Source organism: Pseudomonas fluorescens (assembly GCF_902497625.1).
GTDB lineage: Bacteria > Pseudomonadota > Gammaproteobacteria > Pseudomonadales > Pseudomonadaceae > Aquipseudomonas > Aquipseudomonas fluorescens_BQ.
In genome coordinates, this window is sequence record NZ_CABVGX010000001.1 from 240,094 (window position 1) to 260,812 (window position 20,719).

At 59.2% G+C, this 20,719-nt stretch carries 20 protein-coding genes; 13 read left to right on the forward strand and 7 right to left on the reverse strand.

The genetic code is table 11. From position 1 onward, the window contains the following. The first annotated feature begins 49 nt into the window (after positions 1-49). The 7 genes from F8N12_RS01160 to F8N12_RS01185 all read left to right on the forward strand — a co-directional run bounded on the left by F8N12_RS01160 (position 50) and on the right by F8N12_RS01185 (position 7,268). Entirely contained in the window at positions 50-1,747 is a 1,698-nt protein-coding gene (locus tag F8N12_RS01160; protein ID WP_150578753.1) for a sulfatase-like hydrolase/transferase, read from the forward strand. A 100-nt stretch (positions 1,748-1,847) separates the two neighbouring features. Continuing rightward, the gene (locus F8N12_RS01165; protein WP_150578754.1) at positions 1,848-2,516 is read left to right on the forward strand and encodes an ABC transporter ATP-binding protein; all 669 of its coding nucleotides are present in this window, start codon (positions 1,848-1,850) and stop codon (positions 2,514-2,516) included. Between the two features lies 1 nt (position 2,517). Beyond that, complete coding sequence (locus F8N12_RS01170; RefSeq protein ID WP_150578755.1) at positions 2,518-4,989, forward strand: ABC transporter permease; 2,472 nt, start codon at positions 2,518-2,520, stop codon at positions 4,987-4,989. After that, positions 4,979-6,046, forward strand: a complete 1,068-nt coding sequence (locus tag F8N12_RS01175) for a lipocalin-like domain-containing protein (RefSeq protein WP_150578756.1) — start codon at positions 4,979-4,981, stop codon at positions 6,044-6,046. Before F8N12_RS01170 ends, F8N12_RS01175 begins: the two co-directional genes overlap by 11 nt. A gap of 61 nt (positions 6,047-6,107) precedes the next feature. Beyond that, complete coding sequence (locus F8N12_RS01180) at positions 6,108-6,350, forward strand: hypothetical protein (protein ID WP_150578757.1); 243 nt, start codon at positions 6,108-6,110, stop codon at positions 6,348-6,350. 11 nt (positions 6,351-6,361) lie between these two features. Continuing rightward, positions 6,362-6,535, forward strand: coding sequence for a hypothetical protein (locus tag F8N12_RS27565; RefSeq protein WP_191623085.1), 174 nt, complete (start codon positions 6,362-6,364; stop codon positions 6,533-6,535). 55 nt (positions 6,536-6,590) lie between these two features. After that, on the forward strand, positions 6,591-7,268 hold the full coding sequence (locus F8N12_RS01185) for a type 1 glutamine amidotransferase domain-containing protein (protein WP_150578758.1): 678 nt from the start codon (positions 6,591-6,593) through the stop codon (positions 7,266-7,268). 52 nt (positions 7,269-7,320) lie between these two features. Here the strand turns inward: F8N12_RS01185 and F8N12_RS01190 are convergent, their stop codons facing one another. The 3 genes from F8N12_RS01190 to F8N12_RS01200 form a co-directional block, all read right to left on the reverse strand. After that, positions 7,321-8,712, reverse strand: a complete 1,392-nt coding sequence (locus tag F8N12_RS01190) for a VOC family protein (RefSeq protein ID WP_150578759.1) — start codon at positions 8,710-8,712, stop codon at positions 7,321-7,323. A gap of 109 nt (positions 8,713-8,821) precedes the next feature. Beyond that, positions 8,822-9,778: an alpha/beta fold hydrolase gene (locus tag F8N12_RS01195; RefSeq protein WP_150578760.1), complete on the reverse strand. Its 957-nt coding sequence runs from the start codon at positions 9,776-9,778 to the stop codon at positions 8,822-8,824. A 39-nt stretch (positions 9,779-9,817) separates the two neighbouring features. Beyond that, positions 9,818-11,272 (reverse strand): flavin-containing monooxygenase, encoded by a 1,455-nt coding sequence (locus F8N12_RS01200; protein ID WP_150578761.1) that lies wholly within the window; start codon positions 11,270-11,272, stop codon positions 9,818-9,820. A 174-nt stretch (positions 11,273-11,446) separates the two neighbouring features. Between F8N12_RS01200 and F8N12_RS01205 the strand changes: the two genes are divergently transcribed. Continuing rightward, complete coding sequence (locus F8N12_RS01205) at positions 11,447-12,520, forward strand: diguanylate cyclase (RefSeq protein WP_150578762.1); 1,074 nt, start codon at positions 11,447-11,449, stop codon at positions 12,518-12,520. Here F8N12_RS01205 and F8N12_RS01210 read toward each other — a convergent pair whose 3' ends face one another. The 3 genes from F8N12_RS01210 to F8N12_RS01220 all read right to left on the reverse strand — a co-directional run bounded on the left by F8N12_RS01210 (position 12,521) and on the right by F8N12_RS01220 (position 15,639). After that, positions 12,521-13,390 carry an isocitrate lyase/PEP mutase family protein gene (locus F8N12_RS01210; RefSeq protein ID WP_150578763.1) on the reverse strand — a complete coding sequence of 290 codons (870 nt, stop codon included), beginning with the start codon at positions 13,388-13,390 and terminating at the stop codon, positions 12,521-12,523. A 136-nt stretch (positions 13,391-13,526) separates the two neighbouring features. Beyond that, positions 13,527-14,561 (reverse strand): arginine N-succinyltransferase, encoded by a 1,035-nt coding sequence (gene astA / locus F8N12_RS01215; RefSeq protein WP_150578764.1) that lies wholly within the window; start codon positions 14,559-14,561, stop codon positions 13,527-13,529. Positions 14,562-14,622: 61 nt separating this feature from the next. After that, positions 14,623-15,639: an arginine N-succinyltransferase gene (locus F8N12_RS01220; RefSeq protein ID WP_150578765.1), complete on the reverse strand. Its 1,017-nt coding sequence runs from the start codon at positions 15,637-15,639 to the stop codon at positions 14,623-14,625. A 388-nt stretch (positions 15,640-16,027) separates the two neighbouring features. On the opposite strand from F8N12_RS01220, the gene F8N12_RS01225 reads away from it, so the two are divergent. After that, complete coding sequence (locus F8N12_RS01225; RefSeq protein ID WP_150578766.1) at positions 16,028-16,597, forward strand: histidine phosphatase family protein; 570 nt, start codon at positions 16,028-16,030, stop codon at positions 16,595-16,597. Beyond that, entirely contained in the window at positions 16,597-17,352 is a 756-nt protein-coding gene (gene cobF, locus F8N12_RS01230) for a precorrin-6A synthase (deacetylating) (RefSeq protein WP_150578767.1), read from the forward strand. The genes F8N12_RS01225 and cobF overlap by 1 nt, the downstream gene beginning before the upstream one ends. Positions 17,353-17,407: 55 nt before the next feature. Here cobF and ftrA read toward each other — a convergent pair whose 3' ends face one another. Then, positions 17,408-18,382 carry a transcriptional regulator FtrA gene (ftrA, locus tag F8N12_RS01235; protein ID WP_150578768.1) on the reverse strand — a complete coding sequence of 325 codons (975 nt, stop codon included), beginning with the start codon at positions 18,380-18,382 and terminating at the stop codon, positions 17,408-17,410. A gap of 98 nt (positions 18,383-18,480) precedes the next feature. On the opposite strand from ftrA, the gene F8N12_RS01240 reads away from it, so the two are divergent. From F8N12_RS01240 to F8N12_RS01250, 3 genes are all read left to right on the forward strand, one after another. Further along, on the forward strand, positions 18,481-18,915 hold the full coding sequence (locus F8N12_RS01240) for a rhodanese-like domain-containing protein (protein ID WP_150578769.1): 435 nt from the start codon (positions 18,481-18,483) through the stop codon (positions 18,913-18,915). 149 nt (positions 18,916-19,064) lie between these two features. Continuing rightward, the gene (locus tag F8N12_RS01245) at positions 19,065-19,844 is read left to right on the forward strand and encodes an ABC transporter substrate-binding protein (RefSeq protein ID WP_150578770.1); all 780 of its coding nucleotides are present in this window, start codon (positions 19,065-19,067) and stop codon (positions 19,842-19,844) included. Between the two features lie 158 nt (positions 19,845-20,002). Then, entirely contained in the window at positions 20,003-20,719 is a 717-nt protein-coding gene (locus tag F8N12_RS01250) for an alpha/beta hydrolase (protein ID WP_150578771.1), read from the forward strand.

Consider the following 20,719-nt stretch of genomic DNA (forward strand, 5'->3'; position numbering starts at 1 on the left):
CTGGCCGACAAACTCCTGGCCTGTTGCGTCGACGGACTCCGGAAAGACTATGATTCGATACCTCAAAGAGCTGTTTTTAGTTGTCTATTTAATCAAGTTTTATGACTACTATTTTGAACGCTTGAGTGCCATGGGTATTGGCTTTCCGGTGCTGCTTTACGGCGGGATGTTCGTGCTGTTGACGGTGGCGCTGTTCATGACTGCATACATTCGCCAGCCGCTGATTCGTTATGTGTTTGCCCTGACGATGTTCGTCTCGGCGGTGTTCTTTGACGTTTACACCCGCGTCACGGCCGATTACCTGACCTACAGCGCCTTCGTTTCGCTGGTGTATTCCGGCGGCTTTATCGAGGAAGCGGCGTACCAGTACCGCGGGGCGATTATCAGCGGGCTGCTCAGTGGCTTGCTGTTACTGTTCGGCATCGCGTTAAAACCGCGCAGACGCCCATCTGTGCCTGGCGGTTTGCTGGTGGCGGCGCCGGTGTTCGGTGTGGTGTTGCTCAGTGCCGTGTTGTTTGTGCGTGGCGGGGAGGGCGCGCGTGGCTTGCCGGTGATGTTCACGCCGCTGGCGTATCTGAATCTGTTTGCTTATGAATCGCTGCACAACACTGTCGGCCCGCGCGAGCCAGTCACCCTGGCCCGCGCTGATCGCCCGGTGGGCCATGACATCGTGCTCATCATCGATGAGAGCATCTCCGGCAATTACCTGGACATCAACGCGCCATTCGGGGTGCACAGCAACCTCAAGTCGCCACCGCCCGGGGTCGAGATTTTCAACTACGGCTATGCCGCATCGATTGCCAACTGCAGCGTCGACACCAATGTCACCCTGCGTTACGGCGGTACCCGCGCCGATTACGTGCGCATCAACAGCACTCTGCCGTCGATCTGGCAGTACGCCAAAAAAGCCGGGTTGAGCACTGTGTATATCGATGCGCAGACGACTGGCGGCCATCTGCAGAATCTGATGAAAGACAGCGAAAAAAATGACATCGACGAGTTTGTACAGTTTGACCAGACCAGCGTGCTCGACCGCGACATGGCGGCGGCGGCGAAGCTGGTCAGTTTGATCAACGATGACCGTCCGCAGATGGTGGTGATCAACAAAGTGGGCGCGCATTTCCCGGTGCATGACAAGTTTCCGGATGCGTTCATGGCGTACCGCCCGACGCTGCCTCGCGGGCAGTTTGTGGAGGTGGCGGAAACCGGTAAACGCGAAGGTTTTGATGGCAAGCCGGATGACTGGTTGCTATATCGCAATGCCTACAAGAACACGCTGTTATGGAATGTCGGCGAGTTTTTCTCGCGACTGCTGGCGCAGGGGCATTTGAACAATGCCGTGGTGATTTACACCTCGGACCACGGCCAGGATTTGCATGAACGCGGTAATCCCGGGCTGAACACACATTGCGGCGGCAACCCGGTGGAGGAGGAGGGCCTAGTGCCACTGTTGGTGATTCAGGGCAGTGGATTGACGACGCTGGACTGGCAGGCGCAGTTACCCGCCAACAAGGACCGCTCCAGCCACTACAATATTTTCCCGACCCTGCTGCAACTGATGGGCTACGACCTGGCCGGGATTGAATCGGTGTACGGCAAACCGCTGACGGTGCCGACCGAAGACGAGTTCACTTTCAACTATCGCTTCAATGCGAGACTTGGGGCCAAGCCGGAGTGGAAGCACATCGACCTGAACAGGATCGTCACCCCAACCAAGGCGCCTGCGGATGTGGCGGTGGGGCAGTGAAGTCTGCTTAACCTGAGCAGCCCCTGCACGCGAAGAACGATCACTCGTGCATGCTGCCTTCCGCTATCCTAGGCCCACTGCATCCAGCGAGCCTTTCCCCATGCTTCAGGTCCAAGGCGTCTTTAAGAGCTATGCCACTCCCCAAGGCCCGTTGCCTGTATTGCAAGGCATCGACCTCACCCTCAAACCCGGCAGCAGCCTCGCGTTGATGGGCGAATCCGGCAGTGGCAAAAGCACCCTGCTGCATCTCGTCGCCGGGCTCGACAAAGTCGATCGTGGCAGCATCCGCAGCGGCGAGTTTCACCTTGAACACATGAACGAAGCTCAACTGGCCAACTGGCGCCGCACGGAAATTGGCTTGGTATTCCAGCAATTCAACCTCATCGGCAGTCTGCGCGTCGCCGACAACCTGGCGTTTCAGGCGCGTCTCGCCGGCCGCCATGATCGGCAGTGGCAAGCGCATCTGGTGCAGCGTTTGGGCCTGGGGGATTTACTTGAGCGTTATCCCGAGCAGCTTTCCGGCGGCCAGCAACAGCGCGTCGCACTGGGGCGGGCATTGGCGGCCAGACCCAGACTGCTGCTGGCCGATGAACCTACCGGCAGCCTTGATGAAAGCACCAGCGACGAGGTACTGAAGTTGCTCCTGGAGTTGCTCGACGATAGTCCGACCACTCTGTTAATGGTCACCCACAGCCACAGAGTGGCCGCGCGCCTGGCAGATAAAGTGGTGCTGCACCGTGGCCGTCTGGCCAACGCAGACGAGCACTGACGTGCGAGTTTTTCGCGAGACCTTGAGGGCTCTACTCAGCCACTGGCGCCAGCACCCGGTGCAATTTTTCAGCGTGCTGACCGGGCTGTGGCTCGCCACCAGCCTGTTGACCGGCGTGCAGGCATTGAACAGTCAGGCGCGGGAAAGCTACGCCCGGGCCAGTCAGCTGATTGGCGGCGAACCCCAGGCCAGCCTCACCACGCCAGACGGCGCAATTTTTCCTCAGCAACTGTTTGTCGACCTGCGCCGCGCCGGTTGGCCAGTGTCGCCAGTGTTGCAAGGCCGGGTCACGCTCCAGGGCCAGCAAGCGCAACGCTTGCAGCTGATGGGCATCGAACCGGTGTCGTTGCCGCCAGGTACCGCAGTGGCCGGCCAGGCCTTACCGATCGACCAGATTGTCGAGTTCTTCACGCCGCCGGGCAGCACCTGGATTTCGCCGCAGACGCTGCAATCCCTGGGCTTGAGTGAAGGCGACCAGCCGCTGAATTCCAACGGTGTGAAGCTGCCACCGCTGCGCAGCCAGAGCGACATGGCGCCGGGCATGTTGTTGGTGGACATCGGCTTCGCCCAACAGATTCTGGGCCTGCCGGATCAGCTCTCGCGCCTGCTGTTGCCGAAAGATTTCAGCGCGCCCTTGCCCGATCAATTCAAGGGCGTGCTGCAACTCAAAACCAGCGACGAAGAAAACAATCTTGCACGCCTGACCGAAAGCTTCCACCTGAACCTGGACGCCTTGGGTTTCCTTTCTTTCGTAGTTGGCCTGTTCATCGTCCACGCCGCGATCGGTCTGGCGCTGGAACAGCGCCGCGGCCTACTGCGAACCCTGCGTGCCTGCGGCGTGAGCGCGCGAATGCTGATCACTTGTCTGGTCGTTGAGCTGGGCGCATTGGCACTGATCGGAGGCTTGTTCGGTGTCGTCAGCGGCTACCTGCTCGCCGGCGTGCTGTTGCCGGATATCGCCGCCAGCCTGCGGGGTTTGTACGGCGCCGAAGTAGCGGGGCAGTTGCACCTCAGTGTCGGGTGGTGGCTGAGCGGCATTGGCCTGAGTCTGCTTGGCGCATTGCTGGCCGGCGCCAACAGCCTGCTGCGCGCGGCGCGCTTGCCGTTGCTCGCACTGGCCGATCCGCAAGCCTGGCATCAGGCCCACGCGCGGTGGCTGCGTCGACAAGGCTGGGTTGCCGCAACGGCGGGTACGATTGCATTGTGGGCATGGGTTTTTGGCGACAGCCTTGCTGCCGGTTTCGTGCTGATGGCGGCGCTGTTGATCGGCGCCGCGCTGGCGTTGCCGGTGCTGCTCAGTGGGGTGCTACGGCTGATTCTGCGGCGCAGTCGCTCGGTGCTCGGCCAATGGTTTCTCGCCGATTGCCGACAGCAATTGCCTGCTCTGAGTCTCGCCTTGATGGCGCTCCTGCTGGCTATGGCCGCCAACATTGGCGCCGGCAGCATGACCGCCGGTTTCCGCGAAACCTTCAACGACTGGCTGGAACAGCGATTGACCGCCGAGCTCTACCTCAACCCGCAAAACCCGACTCAGGCCAGCGAAATGCAACGCTGGCTGCAACAACAACCGCAGGTCACCGCCGTGCTGCCCAACTGGCAAGTGTCGGTTCAATTGCAGGGTTGGCCGGCGGAAGTGTTCGGCGTGATCAATCATCCAACCTATCGACAGCATTGGCCACTGCTCGAAGCGCTGGGCGAAGATCCATGGGACCGCTTGGCGAAAGAGGACACGCTGATGCTCAGCGAGCAACTGGCGCGGCGCCTGAAGGTAAGGTTGGGCGATCACCTGAGCATTCCCACCGCTGGCGGCACGTGGGCGCCGCAGGTCATCGGGATCTACGCCGACTACGGCAATCCCAAAGGTCATGTCCTGGTCAACATCGAGCACCTGCTGCGCGGCTGGCCGCAGCTGACGCCCAACCGTTTCAACCTTCGAATCGAGCCGGCGTTGATTCCCGAGTTTTTGAGTGCACTGGATTCACGCTTCGCGCTCGAAGACAGCCGCATAGTTGATCAAGCGCGGCTCAAGGGCTGGTCCACGCAAGTGTTCGAACGCACCTTCGCAGCCACCTCCGCACTCAACAGCCTGACGCTCGCCGTCGCGGGCGTGGCCTTGTTCATCAGCCTGCTGACCCAGAGTCAGAGTCGCCTCGGGCAACTCGCCCCGTTGTGGGCGTTGGGCGTAACGCGTCGGCAATTGATGCTGCTCAACCTGGGACAGACATGGTTGCTGGCAGTGCTGACGCTGGTGCTGGCGTTGCCTTTGGGTATCGCGCTGGCATGGTGCCTGGACACCGTGATCAACGTTCAGGCCTTCGGTTGGCGCCTGCCCCTGCGCGTGTTCCCGCTGCAACTGCTGCAGCTGATGGGGCTGGCGTTGTTGGCGACATTGCTGGCATCCGCGTGGCCGTTGTACTCGTTGTATCGCACGCAGCCGGCAGATCTGCTCAGGACGTTTGCCCATGATGATTAGATGTTTAGTGCTACTGCTGGCGCTGCTGTTGAGCGCATGCGATGACTCGGCGCCGGTTGAAAAGGGCTTTGCAGGTCTGGGCGGCGAAGCGGCTGCGTTTACGCCGGTGGTGCCTGGACGGGTTTTCAGTTTCCCGGCGGATCACGGGCCGCACGATGGTTTTCGCATAGAATGGTGGTATGTCACTGCCAACCTCAAAGACAATCAGGGTCGCGAATTCGGAGTGCAATGGACGCTGTTCCGCAGCGCCTTGAAAGCAACGCCCCAAGTGCCAGGCTGGGGTAATCAAGTGATCTGGCTGGGGCACGCGGCCGTGACGTCGGCGACGGCACACCATGCCGCTGAACGCTACGCCCGTGGCGGCGTCGGGCAGGCCGGGGTGAGCCTGGGATCGTTCAATGCGTGGATCGATGATTGGCAGTTCAGCAGCCAGGGTTCAGACAGCTTGTCCGATCTGCACCTCAGCGCCCGCGACAAGGAGTTCAGCTACCGACTGCACCTGACAGCTTCCCGCCCGCTGGTGTTGCAGGGCGATAACGGTTTCAGTCAGAAATCCGAGCAAGGGCAGGCGTCGTATTATTACAGTCAGCCGTTTTTTCAGGCTTCAGGCACCGTCGAAATTGACGGCACGGCTTACCAGGTCAGCGGCCGGGCATGGCTTGACCGCGAATGGAGCAGTCAGCCCCTCACCGAAAATCAGACGGGCTGGGACTGGTTCTCCCTGCACCTGGACGGCGGCGAGGAAGTCATGCTGTACCGCATGCGCCACAAGAAGGGCGAACCCTACCTCACTGGCACCTGGATCGATGCTTTGGGCCAGACTCAAACATTGCACGCCAGCGACATCAGCCTCATCCCGCAGACCACGGCGCAGGTCGCTGGACGTTCGATGCCCGTACGCTGGTCGGTGAAAATTCCCGGCAAACAACTCGACATCAGCGTGGATGCGCTCAACCCCAATGCGTGGATGGACTTGCGCATTCCGTACTGGGAAGGCCCCGTGCGCCTGAGTGGTAGCCACGCAGGGCAGGGCTATCTGGAAATGACTGGCTACTGAATCGGAACTCTCGGCCGTGCGGCGTCCTCCTAAGTGAAGAAGCCCGTACACAGGAGTTCGCATGAGCGACGATCTCAAACCACCTGATCTTGCCTCCTGGCAACGTCTGTTTGACGACACAGCGTATTGGCAGCAATCGCCCGACTCACACTTCGCCGAACTGCTGCGAGTAGCCGACGACTTGTTGGGGCAGGGCGCCATTGACCTCGTGCAATGGCAGACGCTCAAAGCCAAGGCTGAGCAATCGCACAAAAACTCGCCCGCCGAGAACGTCGCCCACGAGGTCGACGATCCTGAAACCTGAGGTTAATGATCATGAGCGGCAAATCGAAAGACACTACCCAGAATCCTGAAGAACCGTATCCACCGGGAGAGGTGGAGCGGGACAACGACGCGTTGAGACCGACCGATCCGACTCGGCGCAAAGAAAACGGCAAGGGGACTGAAAGCGGCGAATCGACTGCGCAGGAAACTGCGGATAAATCGTGAATCCTGCAAAACAGCGCCACGCTGACTCAACCCCTATCAACTCAAGGAGCGCGACATGAAAATCCTGATGGTCTTGACCTCCCACGATCAGTTGGGCGACACGGGTAAGAAAACCGGATTCTGGCTGGAAGAGTTCGCCGCACCGTATTTCGCTTTCAAGGATGCCGGGGCCCAATTGACCCTGGTTTCACCCAAGGGCGGCCAACCGCCGCTTGACCCGAAAAGCGATGAGCCGGATGCGCAAACTGCATCGACCGATCGTTTCCGCCAGGACTCCGCCGCTCAGGCGGCATTGGCTTCCACCGGTTTACTGAGCAGCGTGCGCGCGGATGACTACGATGCGGTGTTCTACCCGGGTGGTCACGGCCCCTTGTGGGATCTGGCCGAGGACCCTGTCTCGATCGCATTGATCGGGGCGTTTTTTCAGGCCGCAAAACCCGTGGCGGCGGTCTGTCATGCTCCGGGCGTTCTGCGTCACGTCAAAGACGCAGAAGGTCAGCCTTTGGTTAAAGGCAAGCGGGTGACGGGCTTCACCAACAGTGAAGAAGAGGCGGTACAGTTGACCGATGTCGTGCCATTCCTGGTCGAGGACATGCTGAAGGAGAAGGGTGGCAATTACTCCAAGGACGCTGATTGGGCGAGCTATGTAGTGACCGACGGCCTGCTGATCACCGGGCAGAATCCGGCGTCGTCGGAGGCTGCGGCGCAAGCATTGCTGGCAAAACTGAAGTAGCCCTGCCCCTGTAGCAGCTGGCGCAGCCTGCGTCAGCCGCTGCAAGTGTCCATCACTTGTTTATGGCAATACCAAGAGCCAAATAACAATCGCCGATCGAACGTTGCTCAGTCTCGGCGTACAAACCCAGCTCATCAACGGTAGGCCGCCCCAACGCCGTTTCGAACGCCTGCCGATTGGAATGCACGCCATAATGTGTCTGTGCCGCATCACCCAGATTTGACTGAAAAATCCCCGCTGCGCTGACCGGCAGGAAATCTTCGTATACCAGCGGTTCCATCCGCACATGGCCATCGCGCAGCAGGTCCTCAAGCGATGCATCACACAGGCCGTTCGCCGACAGACCTTTTTCCGTCACGAAATAGCGAAAATACGCCAGTTCCTGCTGGCGCATGCCCTCGAGGGTGTCAGGAAATTCGCTGAAATGCTGCGTCATCAGCGCGTTGTAACGTGCGGCATTGGCTTCGTTGGGGAAGTCCTGCAGTTCGTCGCGAGCGGCGTTGAGCAGGCGATCGTACAGCGCCCGGCCCTTCGCGGTGAGCGCGGCGCCGCGCTGTTCGATTTCACCGAAGCGGGCGCTGTGACTCCCTGGCGTGTCGCCTTGATCGGCAAACGCGACAGGCTCGTCCAGCGCCTTGAAACTGGTTTGGCGCAACAGGATCGGACACTGCCGACGGGGCGGGCCTTCGATCACTGCTTTGGGAGTGATGCCATGCTCGGGCATTTGTGCCTGCACGATGTCGATGTCGAGCGTGCGCGGCGTCAGGTGATTGATGTGCGGGCCCTTGAACGCGACGACGTCGGCAATCAACCGATGTTGCGCGCTGAGTTGCTGGTACTGCCCGGCTGTGACGGTGGCGTTGTGATGCCAGCGGAAGGTTTCCAGAGCCTGTTCGACGAAATCCTGGGCATCCTGTTCGCCAAGTCCCCCCTGCGCCTCGGCACGCTCGATCAGCTTCAAGGCCGACGGCGTGAAAATCGAACGTTTATCCAGCACGGACTGCGCAAAAGCGCGCAATCGCGAATCCTCGATCAACTCCAGCCGCAGCAGCGATGTGAATACCCGAAACGGACTGACTTGCAATGCACCCTCATGCACTGCTCGAAAAGCAGTCGAATGCACCGGCACGCCGGCTGGCGTCAAATCGTAATAGCCAACAGGTTGCATGCCCATCACCGCAAACAGCCGTGCAAGGGTAGCCAGCTCTTGGGCGGTACCGACGCGAATGGCGCCATGGCGTTCCAGGTCAAGACGTTGAATTTCGCCGGTGCTGTCCAACTGCCTGGCAATTTGCGAATCGCTGTCCAGCACATGGCGGTTGGTTTTTTCCACCAGTTCCATCAGCGCGCCGTACAGCGGCACTTCTTCGCGGTACATATCAGACATCGCTTTGGAGAAGCGTTGGCGGATCAGGTCAGGGCAGACGAAGCTCGGGTGGCTCATGAAAAATTCCTGGCGCGGTGACGTAGAGGTTGCTCGAAAAGATCGCAGCCTTCTACTACGCCGACAAACGAAGAATCTTACGGACTTCATTCTGCAAAGGACTGGTACCTCAACGCATGCGCTGATCCTGAGGGCTTTCCAGGCGTCGGGATGCCAGAAATTCCCGATACAGGCTCGCTGTGCCCGAAGGATCTTCCACCATGGGCATGTGACCGATGCCTTCCAGCACCTCGACGCGCAGGTCCTCGATGCCTTTGCTCCAGACGGAGATGCTGCTGACATCGATCAGGCGGTCCTTGCGACCCCAGACCAATAACGCCGGGCATTTGATCTCGGCCAGCCTTGGCTCCATCGGCGGGCTCGCGCGAAAATCCCGGAAGATCTCTTCAAGCTCCTCGCGGGACCGTTGATAACGTTGCGCTACAGCGTCCAGCACCACGCCGGGCACCCACGGGGGCTGGGCCATGGTCATCTCGTAGAATTGGCGGAATTCTTCCCGGGAATGGATCAGGAACGGGTTGTGGCCCTTGGCCAAATGCCGCTCCAGATCGCTGGTCTCAGGCGCGGTTACACCGGCCGGGTCGATCAAGGCAACCGATGCGATCCGGTCCGGGTAAGTCGCTGCGAGCCAGGCTGCCATGTAGCCGCCCATGGAATTGCCGATCACATGGACCTTCTCCACCCCGCACACGTCCAGCAATTGAATCATCCGCTTGGCCTGCAACGGAATGTCATACCCGCCGCCGGCCTTGAAGCCGGTTTCGCCGTGCCCGGCAATGTCCGGGATGATCACCCGATAAGTGCCGACAAAATGTCGAGCGAAACGTAGCCACAGATTTTTATCGGCGCTGTAGCCGTGCAGCATCAAAACGCTGCTGGACGCTTCATAGGGGCCGCCTTGCCAGGTCGAGACGGTCATCTCGGAGATCGGCACGACGATCTTGTGCAGTCGATACAGCCTGGCTTCAGCCGCCATGCTCAAGTCATACAGCCAGTAACCGATCGCCGGATAGCTCAACCAGCTCCAGGCCACGAATACCGCCAATGCAGCCAACAGTAAAAGCATCGTGTGCCCCCTTTTTTCAGATAACTCTTTTCGAAAAGGTTACGACAGGATGTGATCGGCGGATTTCAGTGCCCGGGTCAACCTGTAGTAACTGAAGCTGAATCCCGGAAACATCGCAATCACATGCCCGCTCTTGCTTTGATACCAACTGCTGCAACCGCCGGATTTCCATACGGTGCGCTGCATTTCCCGGTGAATCATTTCAGTGTAGGTACGTTCCGCTTCAGCGCGTACTTCGATACTGCGCAAGCCGCGCTTTTTTATCGTGCGAATACAATCGACGATGTAGTTCATCTGCGATTCGATGATGAACAGCGCTGAAGTGTGGCCAATGCCAGTGTTGGGCCCGGTGACGATAAACAGGTTGGGGAAGTCCGGCAGGCTGGTGCCGAGGTACGCTCGGGGATAGATCGTCCAGAAATCGCTGAGCTGTTTGCCGTTTTTGCCGCTTACCGGGTAGGAAATTACCCCGTCTGTGGCGTCGTAACCGGTCGACCAGACGATCAGGTCGACGTCCAGATGCTGGCCATCCTGCATGACGATGCCGGTTTCGTCGATCGACGCGATGCCTTGCTCACGACTGTGCAGGCTCACGTTGCTGCGCGCCAGCGCCGGATACAGGGTGCTGGAAACGATGACCCGTTTGCAGCCGATGGTGTAATCCGGTGTGAGTTTTTCCCTGAGCTGCGGATCACTCACCTGCCGTTGCAGGAAGCGCAGCGCATGTTGCTGAACCATGCGGAGCGCCGGCTTCGAATATTTGAAAGCGATGACCCGCGTTTCGAACTGCCAGTAGATCATCCAGCGCAGCAATTTATAGGCGGGTTTGAGCCCCAGCAGCCAGCGCTGGAACGGGCCAAAAAAACGGTCAGCCCGTGGCAGCACCCAGTGCGGTGAGCGCTGGAACACATGCAGGTGCGCGACCTGCGGCGCAATCGTCGGGATTATCTGTGCAGCACTGGCGCCGCTGCCAACGATGGCCACGCGCTTGCTTCGGTAATCGTAGGAGTGATCCCAGTGGTTAGTATGAAAGCTCTTGCCCTGGTAGCGTTCTTGCCCGTCGAAATGCGGGATAACCGGCTGACTCAACGGCCCGCTGGCGTTTATCAGGAACTGCGCGTAAAAGGTGCCTTTGCTGGCGGTTTGCACTGTCCAGCGTTTGCCGTCTTCGTCCCATTCAACCTGTTCGACCTGCGCGTCCAGCTCAACTCGCTCGGGCAACCCGAATCGTTCAATGACGTGCTGTGTGTACTGATGAAGTTCTGCCTGCGTGGCGAACATCTGGCTCCAGCGGTAAGGCGCGAAAGACAGCGAATAAAGGGGGGAAGGCACGTCGACAGCGGCGCCGGGGTAGGTGTTCTGACACCAGGTGCCGCCGAAAAAGCTGCGTCGCTCCAGAATCCGGAAATCGTCGATGCCTGCCTTGAGCAGGTTGATTGCCGCACATTGCCCGCCAAATCCACTGCCGATGATCAATACTTGAAAAGTCTGCATGCCTCTCCTTTGACGCCAGCCCAGCCTACGCACCTTTCATGTATAGCCAAAATATGGCGCGACGCCCTTATTCAGAAGGACTTCCCTTCGATGATGGCTAATTGAAGTTGCCCTGATAGACTTTCATCACACCTGTCACCCCGGTGTCATCAGGTCTCGTGCAGAGGTGGTCCCATGGAAAAAACCGGAGGAAGAGGACTTTCGCTGGCGAGAAGGCTCTACGCGTCGCGAACGCTTGGGCTGGTGTTGGGCCTGTTGTGCGTAGGCGCCGCGATGTACCCGTTGCAGCCGGCAGCTTGGGTCTGGGCGCTGCTGTTGTTCAATGGGCTGCTCTGGCCGCATGTTGCTTATCTGTGGGCGCGCCGGGCCAGGGTACCGTTTCACGCCGAGCATCGGAATATTCTGTTGGACGCCTTTCTGGGCGGATTCTGGGTCGCCGCAATGCATTTTAATCCTCTGCCCACTGCTACCACCCTGGCCATGATGGCGATGAACAATGTGGCCATCGGCGGCTTGCGCTTCTTGCTGGTTGGCACGACTGCGCAAATACTTGGGCTTGGTATCGGCTGGCTGCTGTTCACGCCGTCGTTCGTCGCCCAGACCAGCTCGCTGCAGCTATACGCTTGCCTGCCACTGTTGGTTTTTTATCCGCTGGCGCTGGGTTGGATTTGCTTTCAGCAAACCACCACGCTCGGTCGGCACAAGCGCGAATTGCTGGCGCTCAGCCGCACCGACAGCCTCACCGGACTGTTTAATCACGGTGCCTGGAAGGATCAGCTGGATGTCGAATTCCAGCGCTGCAAACGTCAGCATCAGGGCGCGGCTATCGCGCTGATCGACATCGACCATTTCAAAACCATCAATGACACCTACGGCCATGTCGCCGGGGACATCGTGCTGCGGCAATTGAGCAAGATGCTCAAGCACAACCTGCGGGCCACCGACATCGCCGGGCGTTATGGCGGCGATGAGTTCTGCGTGATCCTTCCTGACCTTCCGCTCAGCAGCGCCGCAGCGGCAATGGACGCCTTGCGCGACCGTTTTGCCGGGCTCGGGTATGAGCAGAATCCGGCGTTGAAAGTGAGCCTGAGCATTGGTCTGGCAGCTTTCAACCCGGCACACGAGGATGCAATGCTTTGGCTGAACGATGCCGATCAGGCGTTGTACGAAGCGAAGACCACGGGGCGCAATCGTGTCATTTGTTGCAGTGATATTCGCCCGCATCATGAGCTGCTCGATCCGGTTTGATCACTCCTTGACGCTCATGAATTCTTCCGCCCAGCGGATGTACTCTTCAGGCTGCGTGTAGGTGTGCGTCAGTTCCGTCGCGCTCAGGTCCGACGCCTGAGTGAAGATCTGGCGCTGTTCGCGCAGGCTGTCATAAGTGGCTTTGATCGCAGCAAAGTAAGCGCCATGGCCGTCGATGGTTACGCGCACACCCAGTTCAGCCAGACGCTTGTCGTCGCGCAGCAGCGGATTGCCATACGTCACCAGCATCAGCGGTACGCTCAGGTGTTCGGCGATTTTTTCCAGCTGCTCGAAATCCTGCACGCCCACCATGCAGATCCCGTCGGCACCGGCTTGTTGATACTGCTGGGTGCGGCTGATGATTTCTTGCACCGGCAGGATGCCGGCATTGGTGCGGGCGATGATTGCCATCTCCGAATCGACCCGCGCTTCGAGGGCTGCGCGGATTTTGCCGACGCCTTCAGCGACCGGGATCAGATCGGTGGATTTGCGCCCGAATTGTGCAGGCAGCAATGTGTCTTCAATGGTCAGCGCCGCGATGCCGGCCCGTTCCAGTTCGACGATGGTGCGCATCACGTTGAGCGCATTGCCGTAGCCATGGTCGGCGTCAGCGATTACCGGCAACTGGGCCACACGACCGATGCGGGTGGCCTGTTCGGCGAACTCACTGAGGGTGATCAAGGCGAAGTCGGGCGCGCCCAGTACCTGCAAGGAGGCGACCGATCCGCCGAGAATGCCCACTTCAAAACCCAGATCGGCGGCGATGCGCGCCGACATGGGATCAAAAACCGAAGCCGTGTGGTAGCAAGCAGTGGAAGCAAACAATTCACGGAAATTACGCCGTAAATCTTGATGAGAAAGCCTGGACATAGAGAGTTCCACCAATGGGAATGGAAGGCTTGAGCAAAAGTGTCAACGCCGAAGAAACAAAAGGCTATCACGCGAGAGAGGTGGCAATGATGACGAATTTACCCGGTTTCCTGCCAGGCAGCAGGATTTGGCACACTCAGGCCGCCACAGCCCGGCGTTGCCGATCGGGCAAAGGCACCGCCCGGATCGAATTGCCCGGTTGCAATTGCAGGCGTTTGGCGGTGAGGCGATCAACCATCAACGTGTCGCCGTCCAGTCGCGCCGGTGCTGCGGTGATGCGACAGTTTTCCAGCCGGCGGTTGTGAATCAGCCAGACCGGGTCCTGATTGTCCGGGGCGCCAATGGCAAGTGACAGAGACTGGCTATCGCGAATGGTGCGGATGCTCGACAGCTCGGCGTCGATGACCGGTCCCGCGTCAAAGATGTCAATGTAGCCATTGTGCGCGAATCCTTCATTGGTGAGGATGCTCAGCGCCGGCTCGATAGTGCGGTGAGGTTTGCCTATCGCCGCCTGTGCCTTTGCTGTGAGCAGACAGGTATACAGTGGTTGACGTGGCATCAGTTCAGCGATGAATGATTTACTGCCCAGGTTCGACAAATGGTCAGCGTGGGCGAAATCCATCTTGAAAAAATGCCGGCCAAGGCTATCCCAGAAAGGTGAACAGCCGTGCTCGTCGGCACTACCGCGCAGCTCGGCGATGAGCCTGTCACCGAACAGATCGGCGAATTCCGCCACGAACAGCAGGCGGGCCAGCGACAACAGGCGCCCGTTGTGACCGTGTCGATGATCAAGTCGCAGGAACAGCGAACACAACTCCGACTGGCCGGTCATCTCGTTATTGAGAAACAGCGTCGGGATCTGGCGCTGAATCCCCAGTTCCGGGGATGAGTTGACCGTCATCCCGACCCGATAGTTGTACCAGGGCTCGCGTAGCCCTACGGCCCCGGTCAGAGCGCTGACACCGACCACTTGCTGATCGTCATCTTCAAGGACAAACAGGTAATCGGCATCGGCTCGCTCCACCTGTGCAGCGAAGGTCCGTTGCGCCCACCGCACCCGGTGGGCCAAACGGTCTTCGCTGGCCGGAAGCGAGGTGAACCCGGGACCCGCCTGCTGTACCAGCGCCATAAGGGCGGGCAGGTCGGTGCCCTGAACCGGTCGGACGATCATCGCGCAGCTCCCTTGATGCGCAGGCGCGGGCGCGGTGAGCGGATTGGGTGCCGGCTGGTGCTCAAAGTTCGATCACCCGGATCGGGCTGTTTTCGCAGACGTTCAGGGCTGCGCACATTTCGCTGTCCAGGGCGATCGGTTGCCCGGCGGTGTAGTCGAGGTCGGCTACGATGGCGCGGTAGTTCTGCAACGAATCGTTGCTGACCAGGTAGCGACCGCGCGCATCGATGCATGAGCCGACTGCCACAGGCGCCGTTCTACTCAGCGCTATGGAGCGAATGGCAGCGACGCGCGCGTACAGCGTCGGCCCGCCGTCGAACAGGTCGACGTAACTGTTGGTTTCGAAACCTTCACGCTCGAGGATGTCGCACGCGGACTGACCATCGGGGTGAACGCGGCCAATGCAGGCGCGGGCTTCGGGAGGCAGCATCGGCACGTAAATGGGGTAGTGCGGCATCAATTCAGCGAGAAAAGTCCGGCTCTGGAGTCCGCACAGGTGCTCGGCTTCGGCATAAGACAGGTCGAAAAAATGCTTGCCCAGCGCATCCCAGAAAGGCGAGCGACCTTCATCATCGCTATAGCCAACGATTTCGGTGATCACCGCCTCGGCGAACCGTTGCGGATGAGCGGCGATGAACAGTAGCCTCGCGCGTGACAACAAGTCGGAGAAGGCGGAGCGCTCCAATTGCGCTTCTATATGAAAACCGCGCAGCAAGGTATGACCGTTGAGGTCCTGACACAGTGACAGCGCCTGGACGCCATGCTCGATGTTCAGCTCACGGGAGGCACTGATGAATTGTCGATTGCGCAAGCTGTAGAACGGTTCGTTGAAACCTGCTGTTGCGAGAATTTCCGAACAACCGGCCAGGCGCCGATTGTCCTGGTCCTCCAGCACAAAAAAGTAATTCTCCGGGCCGGGGCTCTGCACGTCTGTTTTCAACGAGCTGCAGGAGTCGAGCACTTTTCGTTGTGAACGTTCAGTGTCGTCGGGCAACGATGTAACGCCCACAAGGCTATGCCTGGCGAGTCGCTGCAACTGGGGCAGGTCGTCTGTTTCAACTGGACGAAAGACCAGCATGGATGCACTCCTGTATCAATGGATCTGGCGGTCGGCCAAACCTGACTATCACTGTCAGTTCCACGCGTGCTGTTGAGATATCGTTTATTTTTGTTCAGCTTTCAAACCAGTATTTATGCAACCTGCGCGTCCTGTCTAGTTAATTATCGCGCGGTTTTTCAAGCGTCAAAAACAGGGCGGAATGCCCGTGAGCCGGGGCCTACGTCAATGTCGATGGTAGGCGTAGGTCCTGACTGACAACGGTGTCGGACATTACTTACTTACTTACTGCTATGACGGATATCAAACATGCCGGGCAGACTCACCGCCAACAGACTTTAATACGGCACAATTGCGCGATAATCCGCAGCCTGGTGCCCGACTATCATTCTTCAAAGAGTACTTGTTCGTGCAGACGACCCGTTTAACCATGATATGCCACGCTCGAACCGTCGCACAAAAGCTGGCGCAATTTCCTACGGACGAGCCGGTCGAAATGGATTGGCAGGCGGCGCGAAAATCGCGAAGGCATGTGTTTAACAAAGCCTTTCGATTAGTGTGTGGTCCAGAATTGCGCGCCCGACAGACCGCCGAGTTGTTCGGCAGCGAAATGGAAATTGTCAGTGCATTGCGCGATTGCGATATCGGCCGCTGGAGAGGCGTACGCATCCATGATCTGCAAATAGCCGAGCCAGCGGCGCTGCAGGCCTGGCTCGATAACCCGGAACTGTCACCGCATGGCGGTGAGTCGCGCGCGCAGCTTCGTCAACGTATCGCCGCGTGGCTGGCGACCCTGGAATCGACGCCCGGCCATATCGTAGCCATCACTCATCCTGGGGTTATTCGCGCCGCGCTGGCGCAGGTATTGAAGAGCGCCGGCTTCAACGATATTGACGTCGAACCCTTGTCGGTGATTGAGCTTCGGTTCAACGGACGTTGGCGTTTACGTTTAAGCGGCGCTGATGCGCAGGGGATCTGATGAAACAGCTCAGGGTGATTGGCATCGGTGCGGGCAATCCGGACTACATCACGATGCAGGCCGTAAAAGCACTCAACAGCGTTGATGTGTTTTTTCTCATGGATAAAGGCAGCAGCAAGGACGCCCTGATCGATCTGCGCCGCGAAATTTGCGAGCGCTACATCACTCATGACGCCTGGCGCTTCGTCGAGGCCCGCAGCCCGGAGCGGGATCGCGGTGATGTTGACTACACATCGGCTGTCGAAGAGCTGAACCTCTCCAAGCAGCAGACTTTCGAACGGCTGATCAATGAGGAAATGTCTGACGGACAATGCGCTGGTTTTCTGGTGTGGGGTGACCCGGCGTTGTACGACAGCACCGTGCGGATCCTGCAGGACATCCTGGCGTCGGGGCGCTGCGTGTTTGAGTTCGAGGTGATCCCCGGGATCACCAGCGTTCAAGCGTTGGCGGCCCAGCACAAAGTACCGCTGAATCGCATTGGCCGGTCGATCGAGATCACCACCGGCAGGCGCCTGGCGGCGGGGCAAGTGAGTGATGCCGACAGCGTGGTGGTGATGCTGGATGCGCAGGATTCCTACCACCAGGTGGCTGATCAGGAGACGCAGATTTATTGGGGCGCCTACCTCGGCACGCCGGATGAAATCCTCATCAGTGGCAAGCTCAAAGATGTCGCGGATGAAATCGAACGTGTGCGCAAAGCGGCCCGACTGGCCAATGGCTGGATCATGGATACCTACTTGCTGCGCAAGCCCTAGGCAGCCTCGACTCTGGCGCCAGCAGCCAAACCGCCACAGCGGGCAACCCCGGGGCCTACAGCCTTGCATTCACCTGGCGACCAAATCGTTGCCGGTACACCGATGGTGGTACGCCGACCACGCTGCGAAAGGCTACACGGAAACTCTCTGCGGACCGGTAGCCACAGCGCTCGGCGATCTGCTCGGTGTTCCATGAGGTCGTTTCCAGCAGCTCGCGGGCGCGCCCGAGTCGTTCATGCTGCAACCAGGCTTTGGGCGGTGTGCCGGTGGCTTCGGTAAACCGACGCAGGAACGTCCGTTCGCTCATCGCGGCTTCGCTGGCCAGTTCGCGCACTTGCAGCGGCTCATGCAAACGCTGCCGTGCCCATTGCATCACTCGTGAAAGATCGCTGCGCGGTGCAGGGCTGACCGGGCGAGGAATGAACTGTGCCTGCCCGCCAGTTCGTTGCGGCGACATCACCAGCCGCCGCGCCACCGCGTTGGCCACCTGCGTACCGAAATCGCGGGTGACCAGATGCAGGCAGGCGTCGATCCCTGCCGCACTGCCCGCGGAAGTGATCAATTGCCCGGAATCGACATAAAGCACGTCCGGGTCCACCAGGATCTTTGGAAAACGCTCGGCCAGCTCCGCAGTGTAGCGCCAGTGTGTCGTGGCCCCGCGTCCGTCGAGTAAACCGGTCGCCGCCAGCACAAACACACCCGAGCAGATCGATAGCAGGCGTGCACCGCGGTCATACGCCCGGTGCAGGGCCACGATCAGCTCTGCCGGGACGGGCGCACTGCGATCCCGCCAGCCGGGAATGACGATCGTTCGTGCCTCACTCAGCAGGTCCAGGCCGCCGTCGGCCAGCACCTGAATGCCACCCATGGCGCGCATCGGGCCCTGGTCGACCGCAGCAATACAGTGTTCATACCAGGGGAAATCGAATTCGGGTCTGGCCAGGCCGAATATCTCTACGGCAATGCCAAACTCGAAGGTGCAGAGGTCATCGTAGGCAAGAATCGCGACTGATCCAGGGTGATCAAGCATTTGGCGGAAAATTCCCGGTGAGTGTCCTGTGCGCCACTGTAGCGCTTGGCCTGACGCCGATAAAGTCGCCTGACACCTACCACAGCGAAGCACCGCCCATGACCAGTCCAGTCAGTGAAATTCCCGCAGCCCCTTCGGCGATTGCCCTGATGCATTTCAGCAACCGCCTGACCTTCGAAACCGATTGTTCTGACGTGCATGGCAGCCAACAGACCGCCAGTGTGGATTTTATTCTGGTAGACGTGCGCGGCCCGCTGGCGTTTGAACGAGGCCACGTGCCTGGCGCGATCAACATTCCCGGGCGATTGCTGACCAGTGCAGCGCTGACCGACTACCCGCAATCAACGCTGTTTGTGGTGTATTGCGCGGGCCCGCACTGCAATGGTGCCAACAAGGCAGCAGTGAAACTGGCGGCGCTGGGTTATCCGGTCAAGGAAATGATCGGCGGTGTGACCGGATGGCTGGATGAAGGGTTTGAACTGAGCGCTGCCGCGCCCGGATCCAGCAGGCAGGCGATCGGCTGTGAATGCTGATTTCGACTGTTCTTTTTTTTCAGAAAATTTGTCGCCGGAGCACTGTTCGAACGCCTGGAGCCGCTCTAGACTGCCGGCCACTCGGCTTTCGCGCCGAACACTGTCTATCAACCGCTGCCCATAAAAGTCTCCGCCTACAGGAGTTATAAATGAACAAGCTAGTGATGTTCGGTGCCCTGGCACTGTCGATGTTGTCCCTGACCGCTGTGGCCGAGGACGCCAAACCGATTCGCATCGGTATCGAAGCAGGCTACCCGCCGTTCTCGATGAAAACCCCGGACGGCAAACTCACCGGCTTCGATGTGGACATCGGCGACGCACTGTGCGAGCAGATGAAGGTCAAGTGCAGCTGGGTCGAGCAGGAATTCGACGGTTTGATCCCGGCACTCAAGGTGAAGAAAATCGACGCGATTCTGTCGTCCATGACCATTACTGACGATCGCAAGAAAAACGTCGATTTCACCATCAAGTACTACCACACGCCGGCCCGCTTCGTGATGAAGGCAGGCACCGACGTGAAGGACCCGCTGACCGAATTGCGCGGCAAGAAAGTTGGTGTGCTGCGGGCCAGTACTCACGACCGCTTCGCCACTGAAGTGCTGCAACCGGCCGGGATTTTCCTGGTGCGTTACGGCTCCCAGCAGGAAGCCAACCTGGACATGGTCTCGGGTCGCCTCGACGCGACGCTGGCCGATTCGGTCACCCTTGACGAAGGTTTCCTGAAAACCGACGCAGGGAAAGGGTTCGCCTTTGTCGGCCCCACTTACGAAGATGCCCAGTATTTTGGCGGCGGTGCCGGTATCGCCGTGCGCAAGGGCGACAAGGCGCTGGCAGACAAATTCAACGCGGCGATCACTGAGATCCGCGCGAATGGCAAATACAGGCAAGTGCAGGACAAGTATTTCGACTTTGACGTTTACGGTCATTGATCGCATCGCTTGAAATAAATGGCCTCCGCTAAAACGGTGGCCATTTTTTTTGCCTGCAGGTTTGCCCACGAACCGGGAACCGATGGCCTCAAAGGTCTCATCGCAAGCTTCACAGTGTTAGGCTCCGAGGCGAATCCTGCACTTGTGAAGGAAGGCTAATGTTGAAGTTTCTCGCATTGATGACACTCCTGGCGTCCGCCGCCGTCCACGCTCAAACCCCGCTGCACGCTGACTTGCCGCTGAAATATCTGGCGCAGACTCACGCTGAATCCGCTGGCAAGCCGCTGATTATTTTCATTCACGGTTACGGCAGTAACGAAGAAGACCTGTTTGACATCAAGGATGAGCTGCCCTCGCAGTACAACTATGTGTCCGTGCGGGCACCTATGGTCATGGAGGAGGGAAGTTACAAGTGGTTTCGCGAGAAAGGCACCGCGGGCTACGACGGGGAGACCGAGGATCTGAAGGCCAGCAGTGCGGCGCTGTTGGACTTTACCGCACAGGCGGCGAAGAAATATCGTACCCAGCCCAACAAGGTTTTCCTGGTGGGATTCAGCCAGGGCGCGATCATGTCCTACGAGGTCGCGCTGCGGCACCCCGACGCTGTGGGCGGGATTGCGGCCCTGAGCGGGCGGATTCTGCCGGTGCTCAAAGCCGAACTGAAACCCGATGCACGACGCCAGTCATTGGCGATATTCATCGGCCACGGCACGCTGGATCAACGTCTGCCGTTCAACGACGGTACCGAGGCTGACAGCCTGCTGCAGAGTCTGTCACTCAAACCTGAGTTTCACGCCTACCCCGGCGTCGGGCACAGCATTAGCAGCGTTGAAATACAGGATTTACGCAAGTGGCTTCAGCGCCTGAACCCTTGA